Origin of the sequence: Enterobacter cloacae complex sp. ECL72 (genome assembly GCF_019056635.1) — a bacterium.
Classification (GTDB): Bacteria; Pseudomonadota; Gammaproteobacteria; order Enterobacterales; family Enterobacteriaceae; genus Enterobacter; species Enterobacter hormaechei_C.
In genome coordinates this window covers 142,702-165,053 of the sequence record NZ_CP077659.1, presented here as the reverse complement: position 1 = coordinate 165,053, position 22,352 = coordinate 142,702, and the positions used below count along the sequence as shown (strand labels likewise).

Sequence of the window (22,352 nt, the reverse complement as noted above, 5' to 3'; positions counted from 1 at the left end):
GTAACCTCCATGCGGAATCGGGTGAATGGCGGCGGATATGTTGACCCGCCCTACGATCCTGTAGGCCGGGTTAGCGTAGCGCCACCCGGCAATTCAACTTAGTAGCTGCTTGCGCTCTTACCGTCACCGTGACCCAGCGCTTTCAGCAAGCTGGCCAGCAGGCTGGACGCGCCGAAGCGGTAGTGGCGGGAATCAGCCCAGTCGGCGCCGAACAGCTCGTCGGCAATCGCCAGGAACTGCTGCGCGTCTTCCGCGGTACGCACGCCGCCCGCCGGTTTGAAGCCAACGGTTTTGGACACGCCCATATCACGGATGACTTCCATCATGATGCGTGCGCTTTCCGGGGTAGCGTTGACCGGCACTTTACCGGTAGAGGTTTTAATGAAATCCGCGCCCGCTTTGATAGAGATTTCAGACGCTTTACGAATCAGCGCCTCTTCTTTCAGCTCGCCGGTTTCGATGATCACTTTAAGCAGCACGTTTGCCGCCGCACACGCGTCTTTACAGGCTTTCACCAGGTCAAAACCGACCTGCTCGTTGCCGGCGATCAGCGCGCGGTACGGGAATACCACGTCAACTTCGTCTGCGCCGTACGCAATCGCCGCGCGGGTTTCTGCCAGCGCGATGTCGATATCGTCATTGCCGTGCGGGAAGTTGGTTACGGTGGCAATGCGCACGTCCGGCGTGCCCTGCTCTTTCAGCGTTTTGCGGGCAATCGGGATGAAGCGCGGATAGATACAGACGGCGGCGGTGTTACCCACTGGCGTTTTCGCCTGATGGCACAGGGCGATGACTTTTTCATTGGTGTCGTCATCGTTCAGGGTGGTCAGGTCCATCAGTTTCAACGCGCGCAGGCTGCTTGCAGTTAAATCGGTCATAACATTCTCCAACGGCAGTGCCGTATAAATTTTACCTTGCGGGTCTGTGAGTATTCTAACATTCACCCGCATCCACACTTCGACATTCATCACAGTTAATGAAAACTGTGTGCAAATTTGCATTACTGTAATGAGATCTTCTTCAAATTTTAGTGCGTTAATTGCTGACTAAATCGGCGATATCCCCTGTCTGATCAAAAGCGCCACCAGGCTGGCTTCCTACAATTCGTTCACTATCCGCAGAACAACCAAGGAAGTGAACATGCCCGACGCCCTGCAACAACGTTGCCAGCACATTGTGACCAGCCCGGTGTTAACCCCGGAACAAAAACGTCATTTTCTGGCGCTGGAAGCAGAGAACAATCTGCCCTATCCCGCTCTGCCAGAGGCGGCCCGGGCCGCGCTGGACGAGGGATTCATCTGCGACATGTTCGAAGGCCATGCGCCTTACAAACCGCGCTACGTGCTGCCGGACTACGCTAAATTTCTGGCTAACGGCTCAGAATGGCTGGAGCTGGAAGGGGCGAAAGATCTGGATGATGCCCTCTCGCTGCTCACTATCCTTTATCACCATGTTCCGTCCGTCACATCGATGCCGGTCTATCTGGGCCAGCTCGATGAGATACTCAGCCCCTATGTTAAAATTCTAACACAGGATGAAATCGATAGCCGAATAAAACGTTTCTGGCGTTACCTGGACAGAACCCTGCCCGATGCGTTTATGCATGCCAATATCGGCCCGGCGGATACGCCTGTCACCCGAGCCATCCTTCGCGCGGATGCCGAACTGAAGCAGGTTGTGCCGAACCTGACCTTTATCTACGACCCGGATGTAACCCCCAGCGATCTGCTGCTGAGCGTGGCGGAAAACATTTGTGAATGTAGTAAACCGCATATTTCTAATGGCCCGGTGAATGATAAAATTTTCACAAAAGGTCGCTATGGCGTGGTGAGCTGTTACAACTCCCTGCCGCTGGCGGGCGGCGGCAGCACGCTGGTGCGCCTTAACCTGAAAGCGATTGCGGAACACAGCCGCTCACCGGAAGACTTTTTCACCCGTACCCTTCCCCACTACTGCCAGCAACAAATCGCGATCATCAATGCGCGCTGCGATTTTCTATATGAACAATCCGGCTTCTTTGAGAATAGCTTCCTGGTGAAAGAGGGGCTGATTGATGCCGATCGCTTTGTGCCGATGTTTGGCATGTACGGTCTGGCCGAAGCGGTGAATGTGCTGTGCGAGAAAGCAGGCATTACGGGACGTTACGGTAAGAACGAACAGGCCAATGCGCTGGGCTACCGCATCAGTGAACAGCTTGCGGCGTTTGTTGAAAACACGCCGGTGAAACACGGCTGGCAGCACCGCGCGATGCTGCATGCCCAGTCTGGGATCAGTTCCGATTCTGGCACCACGCCGGGCGCACGTCTGCCGTACGGCGACGAACCGGACCCTGTCAGCCACCTGCTGGCCGTGGCGCCGCATCATAAACACTATCATTCGGGGATCAGCGATATTCTCACCCTGGAGGAAACGGTTAAACGCAATCCTCAGGCTGTGGTGCAGCTGTGCCTGGGGGCGTTCAACGCCGGTATGCGTGAGTTCACCGCGAATGTAGCCGGAAACGACCTGGTGCGCGTCACCGGGTATATGGTGCGGCTCTCCGATCTGGAGAAATACCGGGAGGCCGGCTCGCGCACCAACACCACCTGGCTCGGCGAGGAGGCCGCGCGCAATACCCGTATTCTGGAACGTCAGCCGCGCGTGATAAGCCATGAACAGCAGATGCGCTTTAGTTAGTCAGGTCATATCCTTCTCCTGCGTTGACGGGCCGGGCAGCCGCCTGGCGTTGTTCCTCCAGGGCTGTAACCTGCGCTGCAAAACCTGCCACAACCCGTGGACGATAGGGCGCTGCAACGACTGCGGCGACTGTGTTCCCCACTGTCCTCATGATGCGCTGGCAATTCAGGCCGGGCGCGTCTGGTGGCAGGAGAGTCACTGTCAGCAGTGCGACACCTGTCTGCACCTGTGTCAGCAGCAGGCGACGCCGATGGCGCAGCGCTATAGCGTCGAGGAGATCCTCTCCCGGGTTCGCACGTCCGCGCCGTTTATTGAGGGCGTGACCGTCAGCGGGGGTGAGGCCACCACGCAGCTGCCGTTTTTGGTTGCGCTGTTCACCGCGATCAAAGCCGATCCGTCCCTGCGCCATCTGACGTGCCTGGTGGACAGCAACGGCCTGTTAAGCGAAACCGGCTGGCAAAAGCTGTTACCGGTGTTTGACGGCGCGATGGTGGATCTGAAAGCCTGGGGCAATGAACATCACCGTTTTCTGACCGGGCGCGAAAACACGCAGATCAAGCAGAGCATCCGCTGGCTGGCCGATCGTCATCGCCTGACGGAGCTGCGCCTGCTGGTGATCCCCGCTCGGTGTGATTATCTGCACCATCTGCCATCGCTGACCGCTTTTATCCACGCGTTGGGGAACGTTCCTGTGCGGATCAACGCGTTTCATGCTCATGGGGTTTACGGGGAGGCGGCGCGATGGCGGAGCGCCACGCCGGAGGACATCGAGCCGCTGGCGCAGGCCCTGGAACGGCAGCAGATCACGGTGATCCGCCCGGCCCTTTATTTATAGCGTGATGCCGAAGACCGCGCGGGTGTTTTCCAGCAGCGCGCTGGCAATCACATCTTCAGGCTCCTGACGCAGCTCACACAGCACATCAAAAACGCGCGCCGCCTGCTCCGGGCGGTTGGGCTGGCCCTGAAAACCATTCAGCGGCATGTCAGGCGCATCCGTTTCCAGCAGGAGCGAGGTCAGCGGGAGCTGCGCCATCACATCACGGGTTTTGCTGGCACGCGGATAGGTCATGGTGCCACCGACGCCAATCTTATAGCCCAGCTCAATAAAACGCTGCGCCTGCTGAAGGCTTCCAGCGAAACCATGGACCACGCCCCTGCGCGGCACGTCGATACGCTTCAGGTGCATCGCCAGTTTGTCATGGGTACGTCTGGAGTGGAGGATCACCGGCAGATCGTGGCGCTTTGCCAGCCGGAGCTGCGCATCCAGGATCGTCTGCTGGCGCTCAAACTGCGGATCTTCACGATAGAGATCGAGGCCGATCTCACCGATGGCAACCAGCTTCGTATCCGCATTTTGCAGCGTGGCATCCAGCCTGTCGAGATGGTCATCAAGATGGTGCTCAATAACGATCGGATGCAGACCCAGCGCGGCATACAGCGCATCGTGCTCCCGGGCAAGCGCCAGAACTTTGTCGAATCTCGCCGCTTCAATAGCGGGCACAATAATGGCTCTCACACCGGCCTGAGCCGCGCGCGCAATACTTGATGTTTCCTCCCCGCTAAACGGCGGGAAATCAAAGTGGCAATGGGTATCGATAAAGCAGTGCGTCACGCCAGATCCTCGTTATCGAGTAAGCCATCGTTGGCCTGCGGCGCGTCCACCAGCGGCATCGCCACCGCGTCATTGGCCACAACGGCAGGCGGCAAAATGATGCTTTTATGCCGATGAAGAGGCGGTTGCTCCGCCAGCATTTTCCCGACGGTCGCCAGGAAGTAACGCCCGCACAGCCGCCCCGTTTTGTAATCCATACGCAACGCAGGCAGCCGACTGCCCAGCGCCATGCTCAACAGCGGTTTAGGCGGATAAATTTCAAAGATGCGCAGCTTGCCCGGTGGTTTTTCAATAAAACGCTGCATCGCGCCGTAGGTGGTTTCATGCTGCTTCGCGATATTCACCAGCGGTTGCAGGCTGCTGTCGCCCAGCCAGCGTTCCATCCGCTTAAACCACTGTGGGGTGTAATACATCTGCGAAGGCACCGTGCGGATCACCACAATGGTTTTTGCCCCGCGCCGCGCCGCCTCCTGTACCGGCACCGCGTCGCTGATACCGCCGTCAAGATAGCTTATCCCCTCCAGCAGGGCGCCGGTGCGGTAGAATCCCGGGATCGCGCTGGACGCGCGGATGATATCCAGCCAGTTCTCTTTCTGCGGCGAAAAGTAACCCGGCGAATAGTCATCGCCACGGCTGGCGCACATCCAGAACTCTTTGCCGGTATCGAACAGACGTGACGCGGTATCCATGGCCAGCGGCATCTGGCTGGAGGTGGCATCCAGTAACCAGTCGAGATCGATCAGGTTCCCGCCGCGTACGAAGCGTACCGGATTGAAGAATTCTTTGGAGGTGGTGTAGCGCATAATCACTTTGCGCGCATAGCCGGGCTGGTTGCAGACATAGGCGGAGAGGTTCTGCGCCCCGGCAGAGGTGCCGAAATAGAGATCGAACGGGTTGAATTGTGCGCGCATAAATTCGTCAAGCACGCCGGCGGTAAAGATACCGCGCTGCCCTCCCCCTTCACAGACCAGCGCAAGCTGGCCTGCATGAAACGGTTTTAACGTCAGCGGCGCAATATTGCCGAGCGTAACGGGAATTCGTTGCCCCACCTCTGCCTTCCTGTTTTCATTATTTTGATGAGACACAGTAACGCACTTCCCCGGTGGTTCTCAAACGAGAAAAAGCCAGTCACGAGGACTGGCTTGAGTTTGTTTAGTAAATATTGCGTTTGCTACGGGCGACGTCGACCCGTAAACAGGCTGACCAGGAACAGAATAATACCGACGACGAAGACAATTTTCGCTGCCCATGCCGCGGTACCCGCCAGTCCACCAAAGCCCAATGCGGCGGCAATTAACGCGATAACCAGAAATATAATGCCCCAACGAAACATAAGCCTCTCCTTTACCATAGTTAATGTCGGCCGCTAAACGTGAGCGCTCAGGTCACTCACCGGCTTTTCCAGAATCGTTTTTATTTCGCCCGCGGTTTTCAGCCTGACGGGCGAATGGTACTGCTTTACTTCGTTTTCAGATCGTTTTTGACGCTTTTCACACCATCAATAGCTTTCGCAATTGACTCGGCACGATCGCTTTGTGCCTGATTCTCAACCGTACCGGACAGCTGGACCACACCATCGGTGGTTTCAACTTTCACCATACGGGATGGCACGATGTCGTCAGCTAACAGTTTAGCTTTGATTTCGCTGGTAGTTGCTGCATCTCCGGCATAGCCCTTCACCGACGATTCTTTGCTGTCACGTACGTGCAGTTTGTCGCTGACGGAGCTTACGCCCTCAACGCCTTTCGCCACTTTAACGGCTTCTTCGGCCTGGGTCTGGCTTTCAACGAAACCGCTCAGGGTGACAACCTTGTTGTCGGTTTTAACAGAAATATCGGTGCTCTTGATGGATTCGTGATCCACCAGTGCGGCTTTCACTTTTGCTGTGATTGAGCTGTCATCCATGAAATTACCGACTTTATTCATAGAGCTATCGATTTTTTCCCCTGCGGTATTGGCGGAATTTTGCGCTTTATCCATGGTGCTGGTTTCCGCCAGAGCAGAACCGCTTACCAGGACACTACCCAATGTTACAGCCAGCAGAGTTTTAGAAATCTTCAGTCTTGTCATATTCATCGATTTATTCCTGTGTTTTGCCCATTATTTGGGCGACATACTTCCCTAATCTTGGTTTTATATATTGCGAATTAACACCGGGGCAAAATGGAGAACCAATGGACATGCATTGAACAGTTAATTCATCCACGCCCGGTGCTAAACACTGAGTTAAATATAGATCACAATCAGAGGGGTGCATTCAGAATTGGGGAAAAAACGAACGAATAGCGAAAAATTGCGGTGAATTAAGAACATTCCGCAAGGGTTTAATATCACAGGAATTAAAGAAGAGCACGGCGGCTGCCGTGCTCTGAAAGGAAATTAATGCTCGCGCGTTTTGCGGAACTGAACATCAGGATAACGTTCCTGCGTCAGGTTCAGGTTTACCATGGTTGGGGCGATATAGGTCAGGTTATCGCCACCGTCCAGCGCCAGCTGAACTTCGTTCTTACGTTTAAATTCTTCGAATTTCTTCACGTCTGAACATTCAACCCAGCGGGCGGTCGCCACGTTCACCGATTCGTAAATCGCTTCCACGTTGTACTCGCTCTTAAGACGGGCAACCACCACGTCGAACTGGAGCACACCCACCGCGCCCACGATCAGATCGTTGTTGGCGATTGGGCGGAACACCTGTACCGCGCCCTCTTCGGAAAGCTGGACCAGGCCTTTCAGCAGCTGCTTCTGCTTCAGCGGATCGCGCAGGCGAATGCGGCGGAACAGTTCTGGCGCGAAGTTCGGGATACCGGTGAACTTCATCATTTCGCCCTGCGTGAAGGTATCACCAATCTGAATGGTACCGTGGTTGTGTAAACCAATGATGTCACCCGGATAGGCTTCTTCTACATGCGAACGGTCGCCCGCCATGAAGGTCAGCGCGTCGGAGATCACCACGTCTTTACCGATACGGACCTGACGCAGCTTCATGCCCTTTTCGTACTTACCGGAAACCACGCGCATAAAGGCGACGCGGTCACGGTGTTTCGGATCCATGTTGGCCTGAATTTTAAAGACGAAGCCGGAGAACTTCTCTTCCTTCGCTTCTACTTCGCGGGTGTCGGTTTTACGCGGCATCGGCTGCGGGGCCCACTCCACCAGACCGTCGAGCATATGGTCAACGCCGAAGTTGCCGAGTGCGGTACCGAAGAAGACCGGGGTAATTTCACCGCTCAGGAACAGCTCTCTGTCGAACTCGTGCGACGCGCCTTTAACCAGCTCCAGCTCATCGCGCAGCTGGGCGGCCAGCTCTTCACCGACAGCGGCGTCCAGCTCGGGATTGTCCAGACCTTTCACAATGCGGACTTCCTGAATGGTGTGGCCCTTACCGGTCTGGTACAGGTAGGTTTCGTCTTTATAGAGGTGGTAAACCCCTTTGAACAGCTTGCCGCAGCCAATCGGCCAGGTGATTGGCGCGCAGGCAATCTTCAGCTCGTTTTCCACTTCATCCATCAGCTCCATCGGATCACGGATGTCACGGTCGAGTTTGTTCATAAAGGTGAGGATCGGCGTATCGCGCAGACGGGTGACTTCCATCAGCTTGCGGGTACGATCTTCAACACCTTTCGCGGCGTCGATCACCATCAGGCAGCAGTCCACCGCCGTCAGCGTACGGTAGGTATCTTCGGAGAAGTCTTCGTGCCCCGGGGTGTCCAGCAGGTTCACCAGGCAGTCGTGATACGGGAACTGCATCACGGAGGTGGTAATCGAAATACCACGCTGCTTTTCCATCTCCATCCAGTCGGATTTAGCATGCTGGCTGGAGCCACGGCCTTTAACGGTACCCGCGGTCTGGATCGCCTGTCCGAACAGCAACACCTTCTCGGTGATGGTCGTTTTACCGGCATCCGGGTGCGAGATAATGGCAAAAGTGCGGCGTTTGGCCACCTCTTGCAGATAAGGAGACAACGTCATAATCAATTCTTCTTAGGTAAGCGCGGCAGCAGGCCGCGCATCATGGAATACGAAAAATGCGGCTATTTTACCCATCAACAGGGGGCAGGCAATCATTGTTTACACAGGAGCTGCTCCAGTTCGTTCAATGACGTAACGGTCCAGGTCGGCTCGATGCCTTCCGGCAGCGTGCGACCATGCGCATTCAGCCAGACGGTCGACAGGCCCGATCTCATACCTCCCAGAATATCAGATTCTGCCGTATCCCCCACCATCAGCACGCGATCGCGGTCAGGATTGCCCGCTTGCGCCAGCGCATAATCGAAAATACGCGGATCCGGCTTCGGTACGCCCACCTCTTCGGAGATCACCAGCGCGTCGAAATGATCGCGCAGGCCGGTGCGTTCAAGGCGGATCTGCTGAAGCGCGGTAAAGCCGTTGGTAATGATCCCAAGCTTCACCTTCCCTTTCAGCGAATCCAGCAGAGAAACGGCGCCGGGCAGCGGCGCGCAGATATCCGCCATCGCATTCAGGAAGGCCTCGTTCAGCGCCCCAGGACTGACGTTTAACCGTTCAGCCCACACGTCAAAACGCTGATGCTGAAGCTGTAACGCGGTGATGGCTCCGTTCTGGTAATCCACCCACAGCGGTTTGTTCACCGCCTGATAGTCCTGAAAATCTTCCGCGGTGAACGTCACGCTATAGTCGAGAAACATCCGCTGTAGGCCGCCGAACGAGTCAAACGTAAACAGCGTTTCGTCGGCATCAAAGAAAATCCAGTCCCATTTCATCGTTACAACCTTATTTTCGTTATCCAATCGGCAGAGCCATGATAATGGCGTCTTCACGTCCCTCTGCGGTGGGGTAGTAGTTACGGCGGATAGTCGCCTCGTTGAAGCCTAAGCTTTCATAGAGCGCGATGGCGGCGACATTGGACGCGCGCACCTCCAGCCACAGGGTGAAAACGTCACGGGTTTCCAGCTCACGAATGAGGTGCTCAAGCAGTTCCCTGCCCAGCCCGCGGCGCTGGTAAGCGGGATCGACCGCAATATTAAACAGCGTCGCCTCGTCCAGAACGACCTGCGTGATGGCGAACGCAGCCATCGCACCGTCAACGTCCAGGCGGAGATTTAAATAGCGTTCGCCCTGATTGCTGGCAAACGTCTTTTCGCTCCACGGAAAGGCATGGGCGCGGGTTTCAATCGCGAACGCGGTGGTCAGGTCAGCCGTCGTGAGGGAAGAAATCGTGTTCATATTCGCAAATTTGTTGCCATAGCGCGCTACGCGCTTTTGGGTTGGCTTTCAGTTCGTCCAGCGCTGGCGAACTGATCTGGCTTCCTTCAAGAGGTAGCTCGTCCACCGCCCCGATTCGCCAGCTGTTACAGCGGCTGTCAGGGGGAAGCATCGCGACGCTTTCAGGCGCCAGCTGTAATACCTGATCGCGGGTCACCTTCAGGGTGCGAAGGACATCCTCAATCAGGGGCTCGTTCAGGGCAGGCGGCGCTTCTGCCACCATCACCAGGCGGACATGCGCAGGTATGGAGATGGCTATTTCGCCCCGCAACGCCGTCGGGCGACGCAAAGCCCACTGGGTAATGCCCAGCTGCTGCAACTGCCAGTCTCGTCGGGATATCATAGCGAAAACTCCTGTCTCTCAGGCGCGCAAATATAGCAAATGTGTCGAAACTGCGCCATCTACCTACTATAATCCCCGCCTGAGTTTATTGAGGAACAATTCATGTCTGCATTTACCCCGGCAAGTGAAGTCTTGCTGCGTCACAGTGATGATTTCGAAGAAAGCCGTATTCTGTTTGCCGGAGATATGCAGGATGACCTGCCCGCGCGTTTCGACTGTGCTGAAAGCCGTGCCCACACCCAGTACTATCACCACTGGCAGGTGCTGAGCCGCCAGATGGGCGAGCGCGCGCGCTTTAGCCTGGCGGCGGAGCAGAGCGATATTGCTGACTGCGATACGCTCATTTACTACTGGCCGAAAAACAAGCCGGAAGCCCAGTTCCAGCTGATGAACCTGCTTTCTCTGCTGCCGGTCGGCTGCGATATTTTTGTTGTCGGTGAGAACCGCAGCGGGGTGCGTAGCGCAGAGCAGATGCTCGAAGCCTGGGCGCCGCTGACGAAAATCGACAGCGCCCGTCGCTGCGGACTGTACCATGGTCGTCTGGAAAAACAGACCACCTTCGATGCCGACGCCTTCTGGGACGAGTACCAGCTTGACGGCCTGACCATTAAAACCCTGCCGGGCGTGTTCAGTCGTGATGCGCTCGATACGGGCAGCAAGCTGCTGCTGTCCACCCTGACGCCTCACACCAAGGGCAAGGTGCTGGACGTCGGCTGTGGCGCGGGCGTGCTGTCAACGGTTCTCGCCAGCCACTCACCAAAAGTGCGTTTAACCCTGTGTGACGTGAGCGCCCCGGCAGTAGAAGCCAGCCGCGCCACGCTTGCTGCGAATGGCATAGAAGGTGACGTGTTTGCCAGCAACGTTTTCTCCGACGTGACCGGTCGCTTTGACATGATCATCTCTAACCCGCCGTTCCACGACGGAATGGAGACCAGCCTTGAAGCGGCGCAAACGCTGATCCGTGGCGCAACCCGTCACCTCAACAGCGGCGGTGAGCTGCGTATCGTAGCGAACGCCTTCCTCGCGTACCCGAAAGTGCTGGATGAAACCTTTGGCTTCCACGAAGTGATCGCCCAGACGGGCCGCTTTAAGGTCTATCGCACCGTGATGACGCGCCAGGCGAAAAAGTAAACCCCCGGTCCGGCGATGGCCGACGCTGCCATCGCCCATTTTTGCAGCAATCAAAACAACGTGCGCAATTTTCTGTTGACGTAAAGCTGAAAACATCTAGAATGCGCCTCCGTGGTTACGATACTTTTACAGTGTCGATGGTATGCGAAGGTGGCGGAATTGGTAGACGCGCTAGCTTCAGGTGTTAGTGTCCTTACGGACGTGGGGGTTCAAGTCCCCCCCCTCGCACCATAAATCACGTTGATATTGCTCGCACTGGGCGAAGGTGGCGGAATTGGTAGACGCGCTAGCTTCAGGTGTTAGTGTCCTTAGGATGTGGGGGTTCGAGTCCCCCCCCTCGCACCAACGAGGCGATATCAAACCAGTAAGATGACTGTGCGAAGGTGGCGGAATTGGTAGACGCGCTAGCTTCAGGTGTTAGTGTCCTTACGGACGTGGGGGTTCAAGTCCCCCCCCTCGCACCAATTATCTTACATCCCCTCAGCAGTGCCTCCTGTTTTTCCCTTTTATTTCAAACTCATCAGAATCACCAGCAGTCCACTGATTAGCGCAACGCATGATGGCAGCAGCACGTAATGCCGTAACTGTTTGTGCCAGATCATCGCGGATGTCACCAGCAAGCCTGAAACAATCATTGCTTTCCAGACATCAATGGGGAGATCGGCAAACATTAGCCCACCGATAATGGAACCAGGCAGTAATATTCCCCACCCACTTCCCAGCGCTTTGCTCAACATGGTTTCACCTCTCGCACTGATAATGATAACCAGTATCATATGATAGTAATTATCACTTGTCAGCATGCGACGTAGAAATTGCGCCAGCAATTGCTTTCCCATAATGACAGAGAATGTGTAAGGTGATAAATTGCCCACCTGTTAACTTCCGATAAAGTTTTTCTGATAATAAAAATTCATTTTTGTAGCGCCCAATATTACACAACAACACCTTGCTCATTGTTTTAATTGAGTTTTGATAAAAACGCACGCATATGACATCACAATCCTGGCTGTCTTTAGTCAACAAGAAATATCAGCTATCTTTACGTTTGTTTTTATTTCTGAACGCCGCATCAGCATTGTTCTCGGTAACAAACCCTCTCTATTCCGTGCGTGTGTTATCAGTCCCGCTCTTTGCCGTAATGACTATCAGCACAGGCTTACTTATCTGGCACTGGAAAAACAGCACGCGAAAAATAAATATCCCTGTTGTTTCAGCTATTTTTGGTCTTTTATGGGCCTGGCAGATCGTCTCTAAATTTCTGTTAATCACGCACGATCACGCGACCTATTTAATGATGGCGCTATTGACAGTGCTTTTTATAGGGTCTCTGGCGTTCGCGAGTAATATTAAAGCCTTTACGTTACATTCATTTCCCGCTTTTATATCCTGCCTGTGGCTTAGTCCGTCCGAAAACTGGCTGAGAATGGCCTATTTTTTCGCGCTGCCGGTGGTCGCTATTGGTATCCATCATGTTCTTCAGCGGCGCAATGACCGTTTCGCCCAGGAGCTGCTTTCCGAACTGCTGGAGGAGCGCGAAACCCTGACCGATCTCAGCATGATGGACCCGCTCACCGGCCTATATAACCGTCGCGGGCTGCAAAGCCGGCTGGAGAATCTTCCCAAGCCTGACGCTGGCGAGCACTTCGTGCTGCTAATGGATATCGACCACTTCAAAGCCTACAACGACCATTATGGCCATATGATGGGCGATCAGGCCTTGATCAGGGTCTCGGCTGCGATACGCGACGCCGTGCGCTCACGCGATGTTGTCGCCCGGTTTGGCGGGGAAGAATTTATGGTGCTGTTGAGTAACATCCCGCTGGAGCAAGCGCGACAGACGGCTGAACGCATACGTCAGAAGGTTTACGATCTTAAAATCCCCCATATGTTTAACGAAAGCGTCGCCACTAACGTGACCATCAGCATCGGCATCGCCATGTTCGAAGGTGACGACGTTGAGGGCGCGCTGGCGAAAGCCGATAAAGCCCTCTATGAAGCCAAGCATATGGGACGTAACAGCATTCTGCTGAGCGAAGAGCTTCATACCGCCTGAAACCGTCTTCACAGCGCCAGGATAAAACGCTTGCGCTCGGTTTTATCTATAGTTAGGATTGGCAATCATTATCATTTAGATTTGTAATCCACACTATGGCGACTCGTACCGCACACATCGTTGAGCCCCTGCTCTGGCGAGCTCCACTCTCCGCCGGGGAAACGACGCTTGCGGATGCCATTCGGGAAAAAATTGCCGTAACGCGCGCCCATCTGCTGGATTTCATCAAACTGGATGAAGCACCGCCGCATCATGCTCTGACGCTGACTGAGTGGCAACGCCCTGCGGAGCTGCGGTCACTGCTGGCAACCTATTCCGACCATATTTATCGTAACCAACCTACCCTGACGCGGGAAAACAAACCGCTGTTATCCCTCTGGGCACAGTGGTATATCGGGCTGATGGTGCCGCCTGTCATGCTGGCCCTGTTGACCCAGGAAACGATGCTCGATCTCTCGTCGGAACATTTCCATGTTGAGTTTCATGAAACCGGGCGCGCTGCCTGTTTCTGGATTGATGTACACGAAGATCCGAGCGCGAGACACCTGTCAGCGCAGGCGCGTATGGAACGGCTGATTACAAGAGCGCTGGTTCCGGTCATTGATGCGCTGGAAGCGACGGGAGAGATTAACGGCAAACTGATCTGGAGTAATACCGGGTATCTTATCCACTGGTATTTAACGGAGATGAAGCCGCTGCTCGGCGACGAGAAAGTGGATGCACTGCGTCAGAGCTGTTTCTTTGCCAGACAGCTGTCGGATGGACGGGACAACCCTCTTTACCGCACCGTGGTTCCGCGTGAGGGACTTCTGGTACGTCGTACCTGCTGTCAGCGCTACCGTCTGCCGGACGTGCAGCAGTGTGGCGATTGCACGCTTAAGTAGTCTGGCCCGGCCTGAAACCCGCAGAGAGAGGGAACAAACATTAAAAACGGCAACCTACGTTGCCGTTTTGCTTTTACCTAAGCGACCTGCTGATTTTCCTCTTCTCCATTACGCTGTGCTTCTTCCGCTTCCTGCTGAAGCAACTGTTTCTCGTACACCTTGAAGAACGGGAAATAGATAATGGCGGAAACGCAGGCCAAAACCAGCACCAGAATGGCTGCACGGAAATCCCAGCCCAGCGCCCAGGCGGCACCAACCGGAGCCGGTGCCGTCCACGGCACAACGGAAATCACGCGGCCAATCAGATCAAACTTCATCGCTGCCCATGCCAGCACGGCATTAACCATCGGCGCCAGCAGGAAAGGAATAAAGAACACCGGGTTCATCACAATCGGCGTACCGAAAATCACCGGTTCATTGATATTGAAAATGCTTGGTACCACGCTCAGACGTCCAATGGAGCGCAGGTGCGCGGAGCGGCTACGCAGATAGCAGAACACCAGCCCCATCGTCGCCCCCGATCCGCCGATAACGATAAAGAACGTCCAGAAGGCTTCCATAAAGATGTGTGGCAAAGGCTGGCTCGCCGCCAGCGCGGTCTGGTTCGCCCCCAGGTTTGTCAGCCAGAACATTTGCAGCATCCCGGAGACAATCGCCGCGCCGTGGATCCCGGCAAACCACAGCAGGTGGCCAATCAGCACCGCCAGCAGGATCGCAGGCAGCGAGTCAGCCGCAGAGACCAGCGGTTTGAATATCGACATGATGGCCTGTGGGATTAGCATACCGAACTGCGACTGGATCAGCAGGCTCAGCGGGTATAGCGTGAGCACCACCACCAGCACCGGGATCAGCAGGTCAAACGAGTTTTTGATCATCGGTGGAACCTGGTCTGGCAGGCGGATCCCGATATTGTGTGCTTTCAGGAAACGCATCATCTCAACGCAATAGATCGCCACCAGAATCGCGGTGAAAATACCGGTCCCTCCCAGGCTATCCACCGGTAAAGCGCCTTTGGTTTTAGGGGCGGCGACCAGCAGGAACGCCATCAGCGACAGCATCGCGCACATGAACGGATCCAGCTGATGGGTTTTAACGTAATGTTTGCCCAGGTTGTAGGCAATAGCCGCACAGATATAAAGGGACATCACCCCCATTGTCATATCAAACGGCGTCAGAATTTGACCTTCAAACTGCTTCGCCATATCCAGCCAGGCGCGAGCAAAACCCCAGGTGGTATCAGGCGAAAAAGGCGGGTAAGCGAACACTAATAAAAACGAGCCTACAATCATAAACGGCATCGCTGAGATAAACCCGTCACGAATAGCCATAACGTGACGCTGGGAAGAGATGCGCCCGGCAATAGGGCTGACATAATTTTCAACGAAGCGGAAAATCAGATTAAATGCAGCGTGGTTGGCAGACATAGCAGATCTCCTATCAGACGTTCGTTTTGGACGCTCTCACGTCACACGTTGTTCCATACATCAGCGTCACAACCTTGCCGGATCGTGTACCTGCGGTACTGCTCAAACGGAATGGTTTCATAATTAGCTCTTATTATTAGATACAGGGGAAGTTACACACTTAGTATTAATCTCTGCATCACGCTCTGCAACCGGTTACTGTAACCGGTTTCTGTGAATGTGAAGGCGATCCAGAAATCGCCCCTGACGGATATTTGTTACTTAAGGGATATTTACAGCGACTAAATTCTTATGACAGATTACGCAGGATATTTGTCAGGAGGAATCAATGAGTTTGCAGTCTGTACAACAGTTTTTTGCCGAACACGCTCCGGATATAGAGATCATTGAGCTTAACCAAAGCACAGCGACTGTTGCCCTTGCTGCTGCCGCGCACAACGTTGAACCCGGCCAAATTGCCAAAACGCTGTCACTGAAAATTAAAAATGACGTGATTCTGGTGGTTGCAAAAGGCGATGCGCGTCTGGATAACAAAAAGCTTAAAGAGACATTCGGCGCAAAAGCCCGCATGCTCAGCAGCGATGAGGTAGTCACCCTGACGGGTCATCCTGTTGGCGGCGTCTGCCCTTTCGGACTGGAAAATCCGCTCTCTGTTTACTGTGACATCACATTAAAACAGTACGCGGAAGTGTTACCCGCAGCGGGTGCCATCCACAGTGCGGTGCGTATATCGCCCGACAGAATGGCGGAGCTGACCGCAGCAAAATGGGTCGATGTCTGCATTTAAACGTTGCGCCAGAAGAACTCTGGCGCACCACTTAACGCTGAGAGAATGAAGGAACGGTGAGAGCTGAACGACGCACTTCCCGGGCAGGGAGATGCGCCAGGATATCCGCCGCATCCAGTAATCCCACGTCAGAATTGACGCCCAGCTTTACCATTGCGTTAAACTTATGCGCCCGGATGGTTTTAATATTGCGTTCAAGCTGCGCCGCAATTTCAGGGATTGAAAAACCCGATGACATATAACGCAGTATTGCCCTTTCGGTTGGGCTTAACATACGATTCTGGCTCACACACCAGTGATTGTACATGTTGTCATTCACCTGATGCGTTTCGCTGAGTAATGTCTCCAGCCCCTCCATTAGCTGTTTTAGCGGAACCGATTTACTGATTATCCCATGCAAGCGAGAAGGCGAAAGATGGCTGACCAGCCTCGCCTCCATTTCGTCAGAGGCCAGCACGATACGCTGGACGTCGCTGTGGGTGAAGGTGAGATCCCGTAAACAGGCCAGACAGTTTCTCCGCTCTTCACGCTCATCAGACAGTGAATAGATAACCGCATAGAATGAGATATCCGAGAGCGCCGCTTTAAAGCTGGCGAATCTGCTAAACAGGTGCACCTGGTAATGGCTCAGGGCGGGCATCGCAAAGAGATGCTTCAGCCCTACAGCGCTCATTGAGCAGCTTTCGATGACGGCGATATGTCTTGTTGCAGTGGTCTTTTCCATTCCTCAAACTCTCCATAAGCCGACATTAAACTGAGTTCTCGCATTCCCTGGGTACTGCTTATCCACGCGTACATATCGGCATTACTGCGAAGTGATAAGCGGCGCATTGCACTGTTTTTCTGTGCACTGATCGTTTTATTACTTTTATTCAGCAGCGTGGCTATTTGGTTGATTCCCCAACCTTTACCTAATAAACGCAACACCTTGCGTTCAGAGTGGGTGAGCGCAATCATTTGCTCACTCTCTTCTTCAATATCGGACGTTTCCGGTATTAATAACGTCTGGCTTATTCGCTCGGCACGTTCACTGCCCGCGCGAATAGCGTTAATAACGCCTTCGATCGGTTCCATATCCGAAAGCAGCGTGCTTTCCGGACGCATAAGAAGCTCTACTGCAAGTGGATAAAGGGGACGCGAGACAAGGAATATCCAGTGAATGTCCCGATACTGATTCATTAATCCATAATACTGCTCAAGCGTGCCGCGAGGATTACGATACTCACCTGAAATATCGGCAATAACGACCCCAGCGCGACGCAATTGTAGTAGCGTCAACTCCTGCATCGAACGGCAGTACGTTATTTCAAAATCAGGAAAATGACGCGTCATGACGCCACCTAGCCCATTTTGCATAACCGGCACTCTACTAATCACCACTCCGTGTTTACCATTCAATGGCAACATAGACCCTCCCTGTCATGAATTCATTATTTAAGAACGAACTAACCCTACGAGTTTAAACACGCTTGCATCCCTCAGTACAAAACGGCTTAATACTCGCAAATCAGAAGAAATGTCACATGGGTTAAGAAACGCCCAATACTGGCTTAATATCGCATAAAGACCACAAAACTTTAATTAAGATTGCGTGAAAAGATTGAAAATATGAAATTAGAAATACTTAATATATTGTCTTTATAAATCTATATTTTTATATTCATTAAATAAATAGAAAGTGCGGTTTTCTCCCCCTGCTCACGCGACTGATTGCACAAATGTTGATCTGGCCCAGCGCAAAGGGCCCTGCCCTTTGTGTTAAAAGTAAGCAATCTCTCTTCTCTTCAGGGCGTTTCATGCAGGCAGATCGGTCTACGCAACGTGCTACCACGCGGCTATGTATTCAGTGCGGGCTTTTTCTCTTACAACACGGGGCAGAAAGCGCCCTCGTGGAAGAACTTTCCACACGCCTTGGGCTGGCGCTGGGGATGGACAGCGTTGAGAGCTCCATCTCGTCAAATGCCATTGTGCTGACCACCATTAAAGACGGACAGTGCCTGACCTCCACCCGTAAAAATCATGACCGCGGCATTAACATGCACGTCGTGACGGAAGTGCAGCACATCGTGATCCTTGCTGAACACAAGCTGCTCGATCTGAGGGAGATAGAGAAACGCTTCAACCAGATCAAACCTCTCCGGTATCCACGCTGGCTGGTTGTGCTGATGGTGGGACCCTCCTGCGCCTGCTTCTGCAAACTCAACGCGGGCGGCTGGGACGGCGCTGTCGTGACCTTCTTTGCCAGCAGCATCGCGATGTATGTCCGCCAGCTGTTGACGCACAGGCAACTGCATCCGCAAATTAACTTCTGCATCACGGCGTTCGTGGCGACAACCGTATCCGGCCTTCTTTTGCGCCAGCCTTACTTCGCCAGCACGCCTACTGTTGCGATGGCCGCCAGCGTATTGCTGCTGGTGCCGGGTTTTCCCTTAATCAATGCCGTCGCTGATATGTTCAAAGGCCACATCAACACCGGTCTGGCGCGCTGGGCGATAGCCAGCCTGCTGACGCTGGCGACCTGTATCGGAGTGGTAATGGCCATGACACTCTGGGGGTTACGCGGATGGGCGTGATGGATTTTCTTCTCGCACTGGCGCAGGACATGCTCCTGGCAGCCCTTCCCGCCGTTGGCTTTGCAATGGTGTTTAACGTCCCACAGCGTGCATTACCCTGGTGTGCGCTGCTGGGTGCCATTGGCCACGGCTCACGTATGATCATGATGACCGCAGGCTTTAATATCGAATGGTCGACGTTTATCGCCTCCATGCTGGTCGGCAGCATCGGTATTCAGTGGTCCCGCTGGTATCTGGCGCACCCGAAAGTGTTCACCGTGGCGGCAGTCATTCCTATGTTCCCGGGCATTTCAGCCTATACGGCGATGATCTCCGCCGTCAAAATCAGCCACTTTGGCTACAGCGAACCGCAGATGATCCTGCTTCTGAGCAACTTCCTTAAAGCCTCGTCGATTGTAGGCGCGCTCTCCATCGGCCTGTCGATCCCCGGATTATGGCTTTACCGCAAACGTCCACGCGTATAATAAAATCGCTTGCAATTGTATCGTGCACTATCTATATTCATTTCATGGACGCAAAAACGAACGACACCACCAACGCGCTTCTGCTGGATAACCAGCTCTGTTTTGCCCTCTATTCGGCAAATCTGGCGCTTAACAAGCTGTACCGGCAACTGCTGGCGCCGCTTAACCTGACCTACCCGCAATACCTGGTGATGCTGGTGCTGTGGGAGCAGGATGATATTACGGTGTCAGACATTGGCGAGCGGCTGTTCCTGGATTCCGCCACGCTGACTCCCCTGCTGAAACGCCTGGAAAGCGCAGGATTAATCTTCCGCCAGCGTTCCCGTCAGGATGAGCGTCAGGTCGCCGTCACCCTGAGCGACGCGGGCCGGGCGCTGCAACAGCAGGCCGTGACGATACCCCACGCCGTGGGCTGTGCAGCGCAGTGTGATACCGACACCATGCTGGCGCTCAAGCACCAGCTCGAACTTTTGCGCCAACAGCTTCATCGCGCGTAAGGCTATACTTTACGCGTCTGATTTTAACTTAATACATCGCGCGCTATTTAATAGTGCATATAAACGTAAGATGAGGAACCTGCCATGTCTTTAGAAAAAGTTGTCTACACTGCCAAAGCCAAAGCAACCGGAGGCCGTGATGGCCGCGCAACGTCTTCCGATGGCGTTCTGGATGTCAAACTGGGTGTGCCAAAAGAGATGGGCGGCATGGGGGGTGAAGTAACCAACCCTGAACAGCTGTTCGCTGCGGGCTACTCCGCCTGCTTCCTGGGCGCAATGAAGTTCGTTGCGGCACGCGACAAATTCGCTCTGCCAAAAGACGCCTTTATTGAAGGCGAAGTGGGGATTGGCCCGCTGCCAACCGGTTTTGGTATCGAAGCGAAGCTGAACATCCACGTTGAAGGGATGGACGCAGCGGAAGCCAAAAAACTGGTGGATGCAGCGCATATCGTCTGTCCGTACTCTAACGCGACGCGCGGCAATATCGACGTGACGCTGAACATCATCGCGTAAACTGCCGCCTGTGATTTTAGCCCCGGTAAGCGTAACGCCGCCGGGGAAATCCTCTCCTTTCCTCCCCCTCTCTCTGTGCTACCATAACCCTCAATCACGTCCGTAGTAATCAGTTGAGAAAGTGTTATGTCCTCCAGAATCCTGACTACCAGCATTGCTGGCATTGATGCCTTTATGCGCGATCCTCGCGGTGTGTTGACGCACGCCGAAGGCGGCACGCTCGCGGTATTTGCCGACAACGCCCCGGCGTTTTATGCGGTCACGCCGGAACGTCTGGCGCAGCTTCTGGAAATTGAAGCGAAGCTGTCGCGTCCGGCGAGCGATGTCATGCTGGATAATCAGTTTTTTGACGAACCCGCCAGCGCCCCGGTGGCCGTTCCAATGGGGAAATTTCCCATGTACGCCGGTTGGCAGCCGGACGCCGATTTTCAGCGGCAGGCGGCCTTATGGGGAATAGCCCTCGCGCAGCCCGCGACGCCAGAAGAGCTGGCGGCCTTTACCGCTTACTGGCAGGCTGAAGGAAAAGTCTTCCACCATGTTCAGTGGCAGCAAAAGTTCGCGCGCAGTCTGCAAATCAACCGCGCCAGCAACAATGGCCAGCCAAAACGTGATATCAATGCCTTTTCAGAACCGGACAAAAATATCCCTGATGGATTCCGAGGTGCGAAATGAAAAACGTCGGCGACCTGATGAAACGTTTGCAGAAGATGATGCCCGCCAACGTGAAGCCCGCCTTCACCACCGGTGAAGAGCTGCTGGCATGGCAAAAAGAGCAGGGTAAAATTCGCGCGGCTGCCCTCGCCCGCGAAAACCGCGCGATGAAAATGCAGCGCACCTTTAACCGCTCGGGCATTCGCCCTCTGCACCAGAACTGCTCCTTCGAGAATTATAAGGTCGAGTCACAGGGGCAGATGAACGCCCTCAACCAGGCGCGCCAGTACGTGGATGAATTTGACGGCAACATTGCCAGCTTCATCTTTAGCGGAAAACCCGGCACGGGGAAAAATCACCTTGCGGCCGCAATCTGCAACGAGCTGCTGCTGCGCGGGAAGTCAGTGCTGATTATCACCGTGGCCGATATTATGTCCGCCATGAAGGACACCTTCAGTAACCGCGAAACCAGCGAAGAACAGCTGCTGAATGATTTGAGTAACGTGGATTTGCTGGTCATCGACGAGATCGGCGTCCAGACGGAGTCCCGCTACGAAAAAGTGATCATCAATCAGATTGTCGATCGCCGTTCGTCGTCAAAACGCCCAACCGGTATGCTGACGAACCACAATATCGACGAGATGACCCGACTTCTTGGCGAGCGGGTGATGGATCGCATGAAGCTGGGTAACAGCCTGTACGTCATCTTCGACTGGGACAGCTATCGCAGCCGCGTCACCGGCAAAGAGTATTAAGATATTTCCAGGGAGCACCGGAAGAGCAGAGGTATATACTGAACCCACTTTTGGCCCAAAACGGACCTTGTTGAGTAAATCATTATGAAAAAACAGTTTCTTATCAGCATCCTTACTGGCGCCCTGCTGGTGACTGGCGCAGCGCAGGCCGCATCATGGCAGGAGTCGCTCTCCAGCGCAGCAAGTGAGTTAACCAAAGAGAGCGGCACTTCCCAGGGCGGGCTGTCAGCCTCGTCCCTCACCGGCCTGCTGAGTAACAGCTCCCAAAGCCTGAGCGCCGGAACGATGAACAACGCGGCGGGCATTCTGGAATACTGCGCGAAGCAGAAACTGGCTTCCGTTACCGATACCGAAAACATCAAAAACCAGGTACTGGGTAAACTGGGTCTGGACACCCAGGAGCAGAAAGCGGACACCAACTATATGGACGGTATTCAGGGTCTGCTGAACGCGCAAAATGGCCAGCAGCTGAACCTCAGCACCCTTGGAAATTCATCTCTGGCGAAACAGGTAAAAACGAAAGCCTGCGATCTGGTGCTGAAACAAGGCGTTAATTTCCTCTCCTGATCGCCTCCCATTTTCTGCCACAACACGCCGGGTTTATTACGTTAGTCTTACACCGCGGCGTGAAGTGCGTTTTATTACCCCCTGCCACCACCTCAGCCTCCGTGTGCCACGATGCGACTGTATTCAAAAATCCGATTTTATAAACCAAATCCTAACAACAGCACACTTTCGTGACACT

General features: G+C 54.2%; 26 protein-coding genes and 3 tRNA genes. 16 read left to right on the top strand and 13 right to left on the bottom strand.

What is annotated here, in order from left to right:
• Positions 1 to 98: 98 nt before the first annotated feature.
• Positions 99 to 878, bottom strand: coding sequence for a deoxyribose-phosphate aldolase (deoC, locus tag KTH07_RS00840; RefSeq protein ID WP_023303054.1), 780 nt, complete (start codon positions 876 to 878; stop codon positions 99 to 101).
• A gap of 262 nt (positions 879 to 1,140) precedes the next feature.
• Between deoC and KTH07_RS00835 the strand changes: the two genes are divergently transcribed.
• Both KTH07_RS00835 and KTH07_RS00830 read left to right on the top strand, forming a co-directional pair.
• Entirely contained in the window at positions 1,141 to 2,676 is a 1,536-nt protein-coding gene (locus KTH07_RS00835) for a YjjI family glycine radical enzyme (RefSeq protein WP_063162009.1), read from the top strand.
• Positions 2,651 to 3,511: a YjjW family glycine radical enzyme activase gene (locus KTH07_RS00830; protein ID WP_023303052.1), complete on the top strand. Its 861-nt coding sequence runs from the start codon at positions 2,651 to 2,653 to the stop codon at positions 3,509 to 3,511. Before KTH07_RS00835 ends, KTH07_RS00830 begins: the two co-directional genes overlap by 26 nt.
• On the opposite strand, the gene KTH07_RS00825 is transcribed toward KTH07_RS00830, so the two are convergent.
• From KTH07_RS00825 to KTH07_RS00790, 8 genes are all read right to left on the bottom strand, one after another.
• Positions 3,506 to 4,288: a metal-dependent hydrolase gene (locus KTH07_RS00825; protein WP_017383834.1), complete on the bottom strand. Its 783-nt coding sequence runs from the start codon at positions 4,286 to 4,288 to the stop codon at positions 3,506 to 3,508. The genes KTH07_RS00830 and KTH07_RS00825 overlap by 6 nt on opposite strands.
• Complete coding sequence (locus KTH07_RS00820; RefSeq protein ID WP_003856550.1) at positions 4,285 to 5,337, bottom strand: patatin family protein; 1,053 nt, start codon at positions 5,335 to 5,337, stop codon at positions 4,285 to 4,287. The genes KTH07_RS00825 and KTH07_RS00820 overlap by 4 nt, the downstream gene beginning before the upstream one ends.
• A 122-nt stretch (positions 5,338 to 5,459) precedes the next feature.
• Positions 5,460 to 5,621 (bottom strand): DUF1328 domain-containing protein, encoded by a 162-nt coding sequence (locus tag KTH07_RS00815; protein ID WP_003856556.1) that lies wholly within the window; start codon positions 5,619 to 5,621, stop codon positions 5,460 to 5,462.
• Between the two features lie 125 nt (positions 5,622 to 5,746).
• Complete coding sequence (osmY, locus tag KTH07_RS00810) at positions 5,747 to 6,364, bottom strand: molecular chaperone OsmY (protein ID WP_015572610.1); 618 nt, start codon at positions 6,362 to 6,364, stop codon at positions 5,747 to 5,749.
• 303 nt (positions 6,365 to 6,667) lie between these two features.
• Positions 6,668 to 8,257, bottom strand: a complete 1,590-nt coding sequence (gene prfC / locus KTH07_RS00805) for a peptide chain release factor 3 (protein ID WP_006810210.1) — start codon at positions 8,255 to 8,257, stop codon at positions 6,668 to 6,670.
• A gap of 92 nt (positions 8,258 to 8,349) precedes the next feature.
• Positions 8,350 to 9,027: a pyrimidine 5'-nucleotidase gene (yjjG, locus tag KTH07_RS00800; RefSeq protein ID WP_017383835.1), complete on the bottom strand. Its 678-nt coding sequence runs from the start codon at positions 9,025 to 9,027 to the stop codon at positions 8,350 to 8,352.
• A 19-nt stretch (positions 9,028 to 9,046) separates the two neighbouring features.
• Positions 9,047 to 9,490: a ribosomal protein S18-alanine N-acetyltransferase gene (rimI, locus tag KTH07_RS00795; RefSeq protein ID WP_003856565.1), complete on the bottom strand. Its 444-nt coding sequence runs from the start codon at positions 9,488 to 9,490 to the stop codon at positions 9,047 to 9,049.
• Positions 9,459 to 9,872: a DNA polymerase III subunit psi gene (locus KTH07_RS00790; RefSeq protein ID WP_017694553.1), complete on the bottom strand. Its 414-nt coding sequence runs from the start codon at positions 9,870 to 9,872 to the stop codon at positions 9,459 to 9,461. Before KTH07_RS00790 ends, rimI begins: the two co-directional genes overlap by 32 nt.
• A gap of 102 nt (positions 9,873 to 9,974) precedes the next feature.
• Between KTH07_RS00790 and rsmC the strand changes: the two genes are divergently transcribed.
• From rsmC to KTH07_RS00770, 4 genes are all read left to right on the top strand, one after another.
• The gene (gene rsmC / locus KTH07_RS00785) at positions 9,975 to 11,003 is read left to right on the top strand and encodes a 16S rRNA (guanine(1207)-N(2))-methyltransferase RsmC (RefSeq protein ID WP_015572609.1); all 1,029 of its coding nucleotides are present in this window, start codon (positions 9,975 to 9,977) and stop codon (positions 11,001 to 11,003) included.
• A 144-nt stretch (positions 11,004 to 11,147) separates the two neighbouring features.
• A tRNA-Leu gene (locus KTH07_RS00780) sits at positions 11,148 to 11,234 on the top strand.
• Positions 11,235 to 11,262: 28 nt separating this feature from the next.
• Positions 11,263 to 11,348: transfer RNA gene (locus tag KTH07_RS00775), tRNA-Leu, on the top strand.
• A 32-nt stretch (positions 11,349 to 11,380) separates the two neighbouring features.
• Positions 11,381 to 11,467, top strand: a tRNA-Leu gene (locus tag KTH07_RS00770).
• Positions 11,468 to 11,509: 42 nt separating this feature from the next.
• Here the strand turns inward: KTH07_RS00770 and KTH07_RS00765 are convergent.
• Positions 11,510 to 11,779, bottom strand: a complete 270-nt coding sequence (locus KTH07_RS00765; protein ID WP_026080652.1) for a DUF1435 domain-containing protein — start codon at positions 11,777 to 11,779, stop codon at positions 11,510 to 11,512.
• 215 nt (positions 11,780 to 11,994) lie between these two features.
• On the opposite strand from KTH07_RS00765, the gene KTH07_RS00760 reads away from it, so the two are divergent.
• Together KTH07_RS00760 and fhuF are read left to right on the top strand one after the other, a co-directional pair.
• Positions 11,995 to 13,059, top strand: a complete 1,065-nt coding sequence (locus tag KTH07_RS00760; protein WP_032620882.1) for a GGDEF domain-containing protein — start codon at positions 11,995 to 11,997, stop codon at positions 13,057 to 13,059.
• A gap of 95 nt (positions 13,060 to 13,154) precedes the next feature.
• Complete coding sequence (gene fhuF / locus KTH07_RS00755) at positions 13,155 to 13,943, top strand: siderophore-iron reductase FhuF (RefSeq protein WP_003856570.1); 789 nt, start codon at positions 13,155 to 13,157, stop codon at positions 13,941 to 13,943.
• Between the two features lie 77 nt (positions 13,944 to 14,020).
• Here fhuF and KTH07_RS00750 read toward each other — a convergent pair whose 3' ends face one another.
• Positions 14,021 to 15,367, bottom strand: coding sequence for a PTS cellobiose transporter subunit IIC (locus tag KTH07_RS00750; RefSeq protein ID WP_003856571.1), 1,347 nt, complete (start codon positions 15,365 to 15,367; stop codon positions 14,021 to 14,023).
• A gap of 328 nt (positions 15,368 to 15,695) precedes the next feature.
• Here KTH07_RS00750 and KTH07_RS00745 point away from each other — a divergent pair, with 328 nt between their 5' ends.
• Positions 15,696 to 16,154, top strand: coding sequence for a YbaK/EbsC family protein (locus KTH07_RS00745; protein ID WP_003856572.1), 459 nt, complete (start codon positions 15,696 to 15,698; stop codon positions 16,152 to 16,154).
• A 31-nt stretch (positions 16,155 to 16,185) separates the two neighbouring features.
• Here the strand turns inward: KTH07_RS00745 and bglJ are convergent, their stop codons facing one another.
• Both bglJ and KTH07_RS00735 read right to left on the bottom strand, forming a co-directional pair.
• Entirely contained in the window at positions 16,186 to 16,827 is a 642-nt protein-coding gene (gene bglJ, locus KTH07_RS00740; RefSeq protein ID WP_017383840.1) for a DNA-binding transcriptional activator BglJ, read from the bottom strand.
• Entirely contained in the window at positions 16,824 to 17,561 is a 738-nt protein-coding gene (locus KTH07_RS00735) for a LuxR C-terminal-related transcriptional regulator (RefSeq protein ID WP_017383841.1), read from the bottom strand. Before KTH07_RS00735 ends, bglJ begins: the two co-directional genes overlap by 4 nt.
• A gap of 389 nt (positions 17,562 to 17,950) precedes the next feature.
• On the opposite strand from KTH07_RS00735, the gene KTH07_RS00730 reads away from it, so the two are divergent.
• The 7 genes from KTH07_RS00730 to KTH07_RS00700 all read left to right on the top strand — a co-directional run bounded on the left by KTH07_RS00730 (position 17,951) and on the right by KTH07_RS00700 (position 22,174).
• Positions 17,951 to 18,727, top strand: a complete 777-nt coding sequence (locus KTH07_RS00730; protein ID WP_032620879.1) for a threonine/serine exporter ThrE family protein — start codon at positions 17,951 to 17,953, stop codon at positions 18,725 to 18,727.
• Positions 18,718 to 19,191, top strand: coding sequence for a threonine/serine exporter (locus KTH07_RS00725; protein ID WP_032103059.1), 474 nt, complete (start codon positions 18,718 to 18,720; stop codon positions 19,189 to 19,191). The genes KTH07_RS00730 and KTH07_RS00725 overlap by 10 nt, the downstream gene beginning before the upstream one ends.
• Positions 19,192 to 19,235: 44 nt before the next feature.
• On the top strand, positions 19,236 to 19,688 hold the full coding sequence (locus tag KTH07_RS00720; RefSeq protein WP_023295883.1) for a MarR family winged helix-turn-helix transcriptional regulator: 453 nt from the start codon (positions 19,236 to 19,238) through the stop codon (positions 19,686 to 19,688).
• 84 nt (positions 19,689 to 19,772) lie between these two features.
• Complete coding sequence (locus KTH07_RS00715) at positions 19,773 to 20,201, top strand: organic hydroperoxide resistance protein (RefSeq protein ID WP_003856578.1); 429 nt, start codon at positions 19,773 to 19,775, stop codon at positions 20,199 to 20,201.
• Between the two features lie 126 nt (positions 20,202 to 20,327).
• Positions 20,328 to 20,873 (top strand): primosomal protein DnaT, encoded by a 546-nt coding sequence (gene dnaT / locus KTH07_RS00710; RefSeq protein ID WP_101429121.1) that lies wholly within the window; start codon positions 20,328 to 20,330, stop codon positions 20,871 to 20,873.
• Positions 20,870 to 21,607, top strand: coding sequence for a DNA replication protein DnaC (dnaC, locus tag KTH07_RS00705; protein ID WP_003856580.1), 738 nt, complete (start codon positions 20,870 to 20,872; stop codon positions 21,605 to 21,607). The genes dnaT and dnaC overlap by 4 nt, the downstream gene beginning before the upstream one ends.
• An 84-nt stretch (positions 21,608 to 21,691) precedes the next feature.
• Complete coding sequence (locus KTH07_RS00700; protein WP_015572603.1) at positions 21,692 to 22,174, top strand: DUF2501 domain-containing protein; 483 nt, start codon at positions 21,692 to 21,694, stop codon at positions 22,172 to 22,174.
• The last annotated feature ends 178 nt before the right edge of the window (positions 22,175 to 22,352 follow it).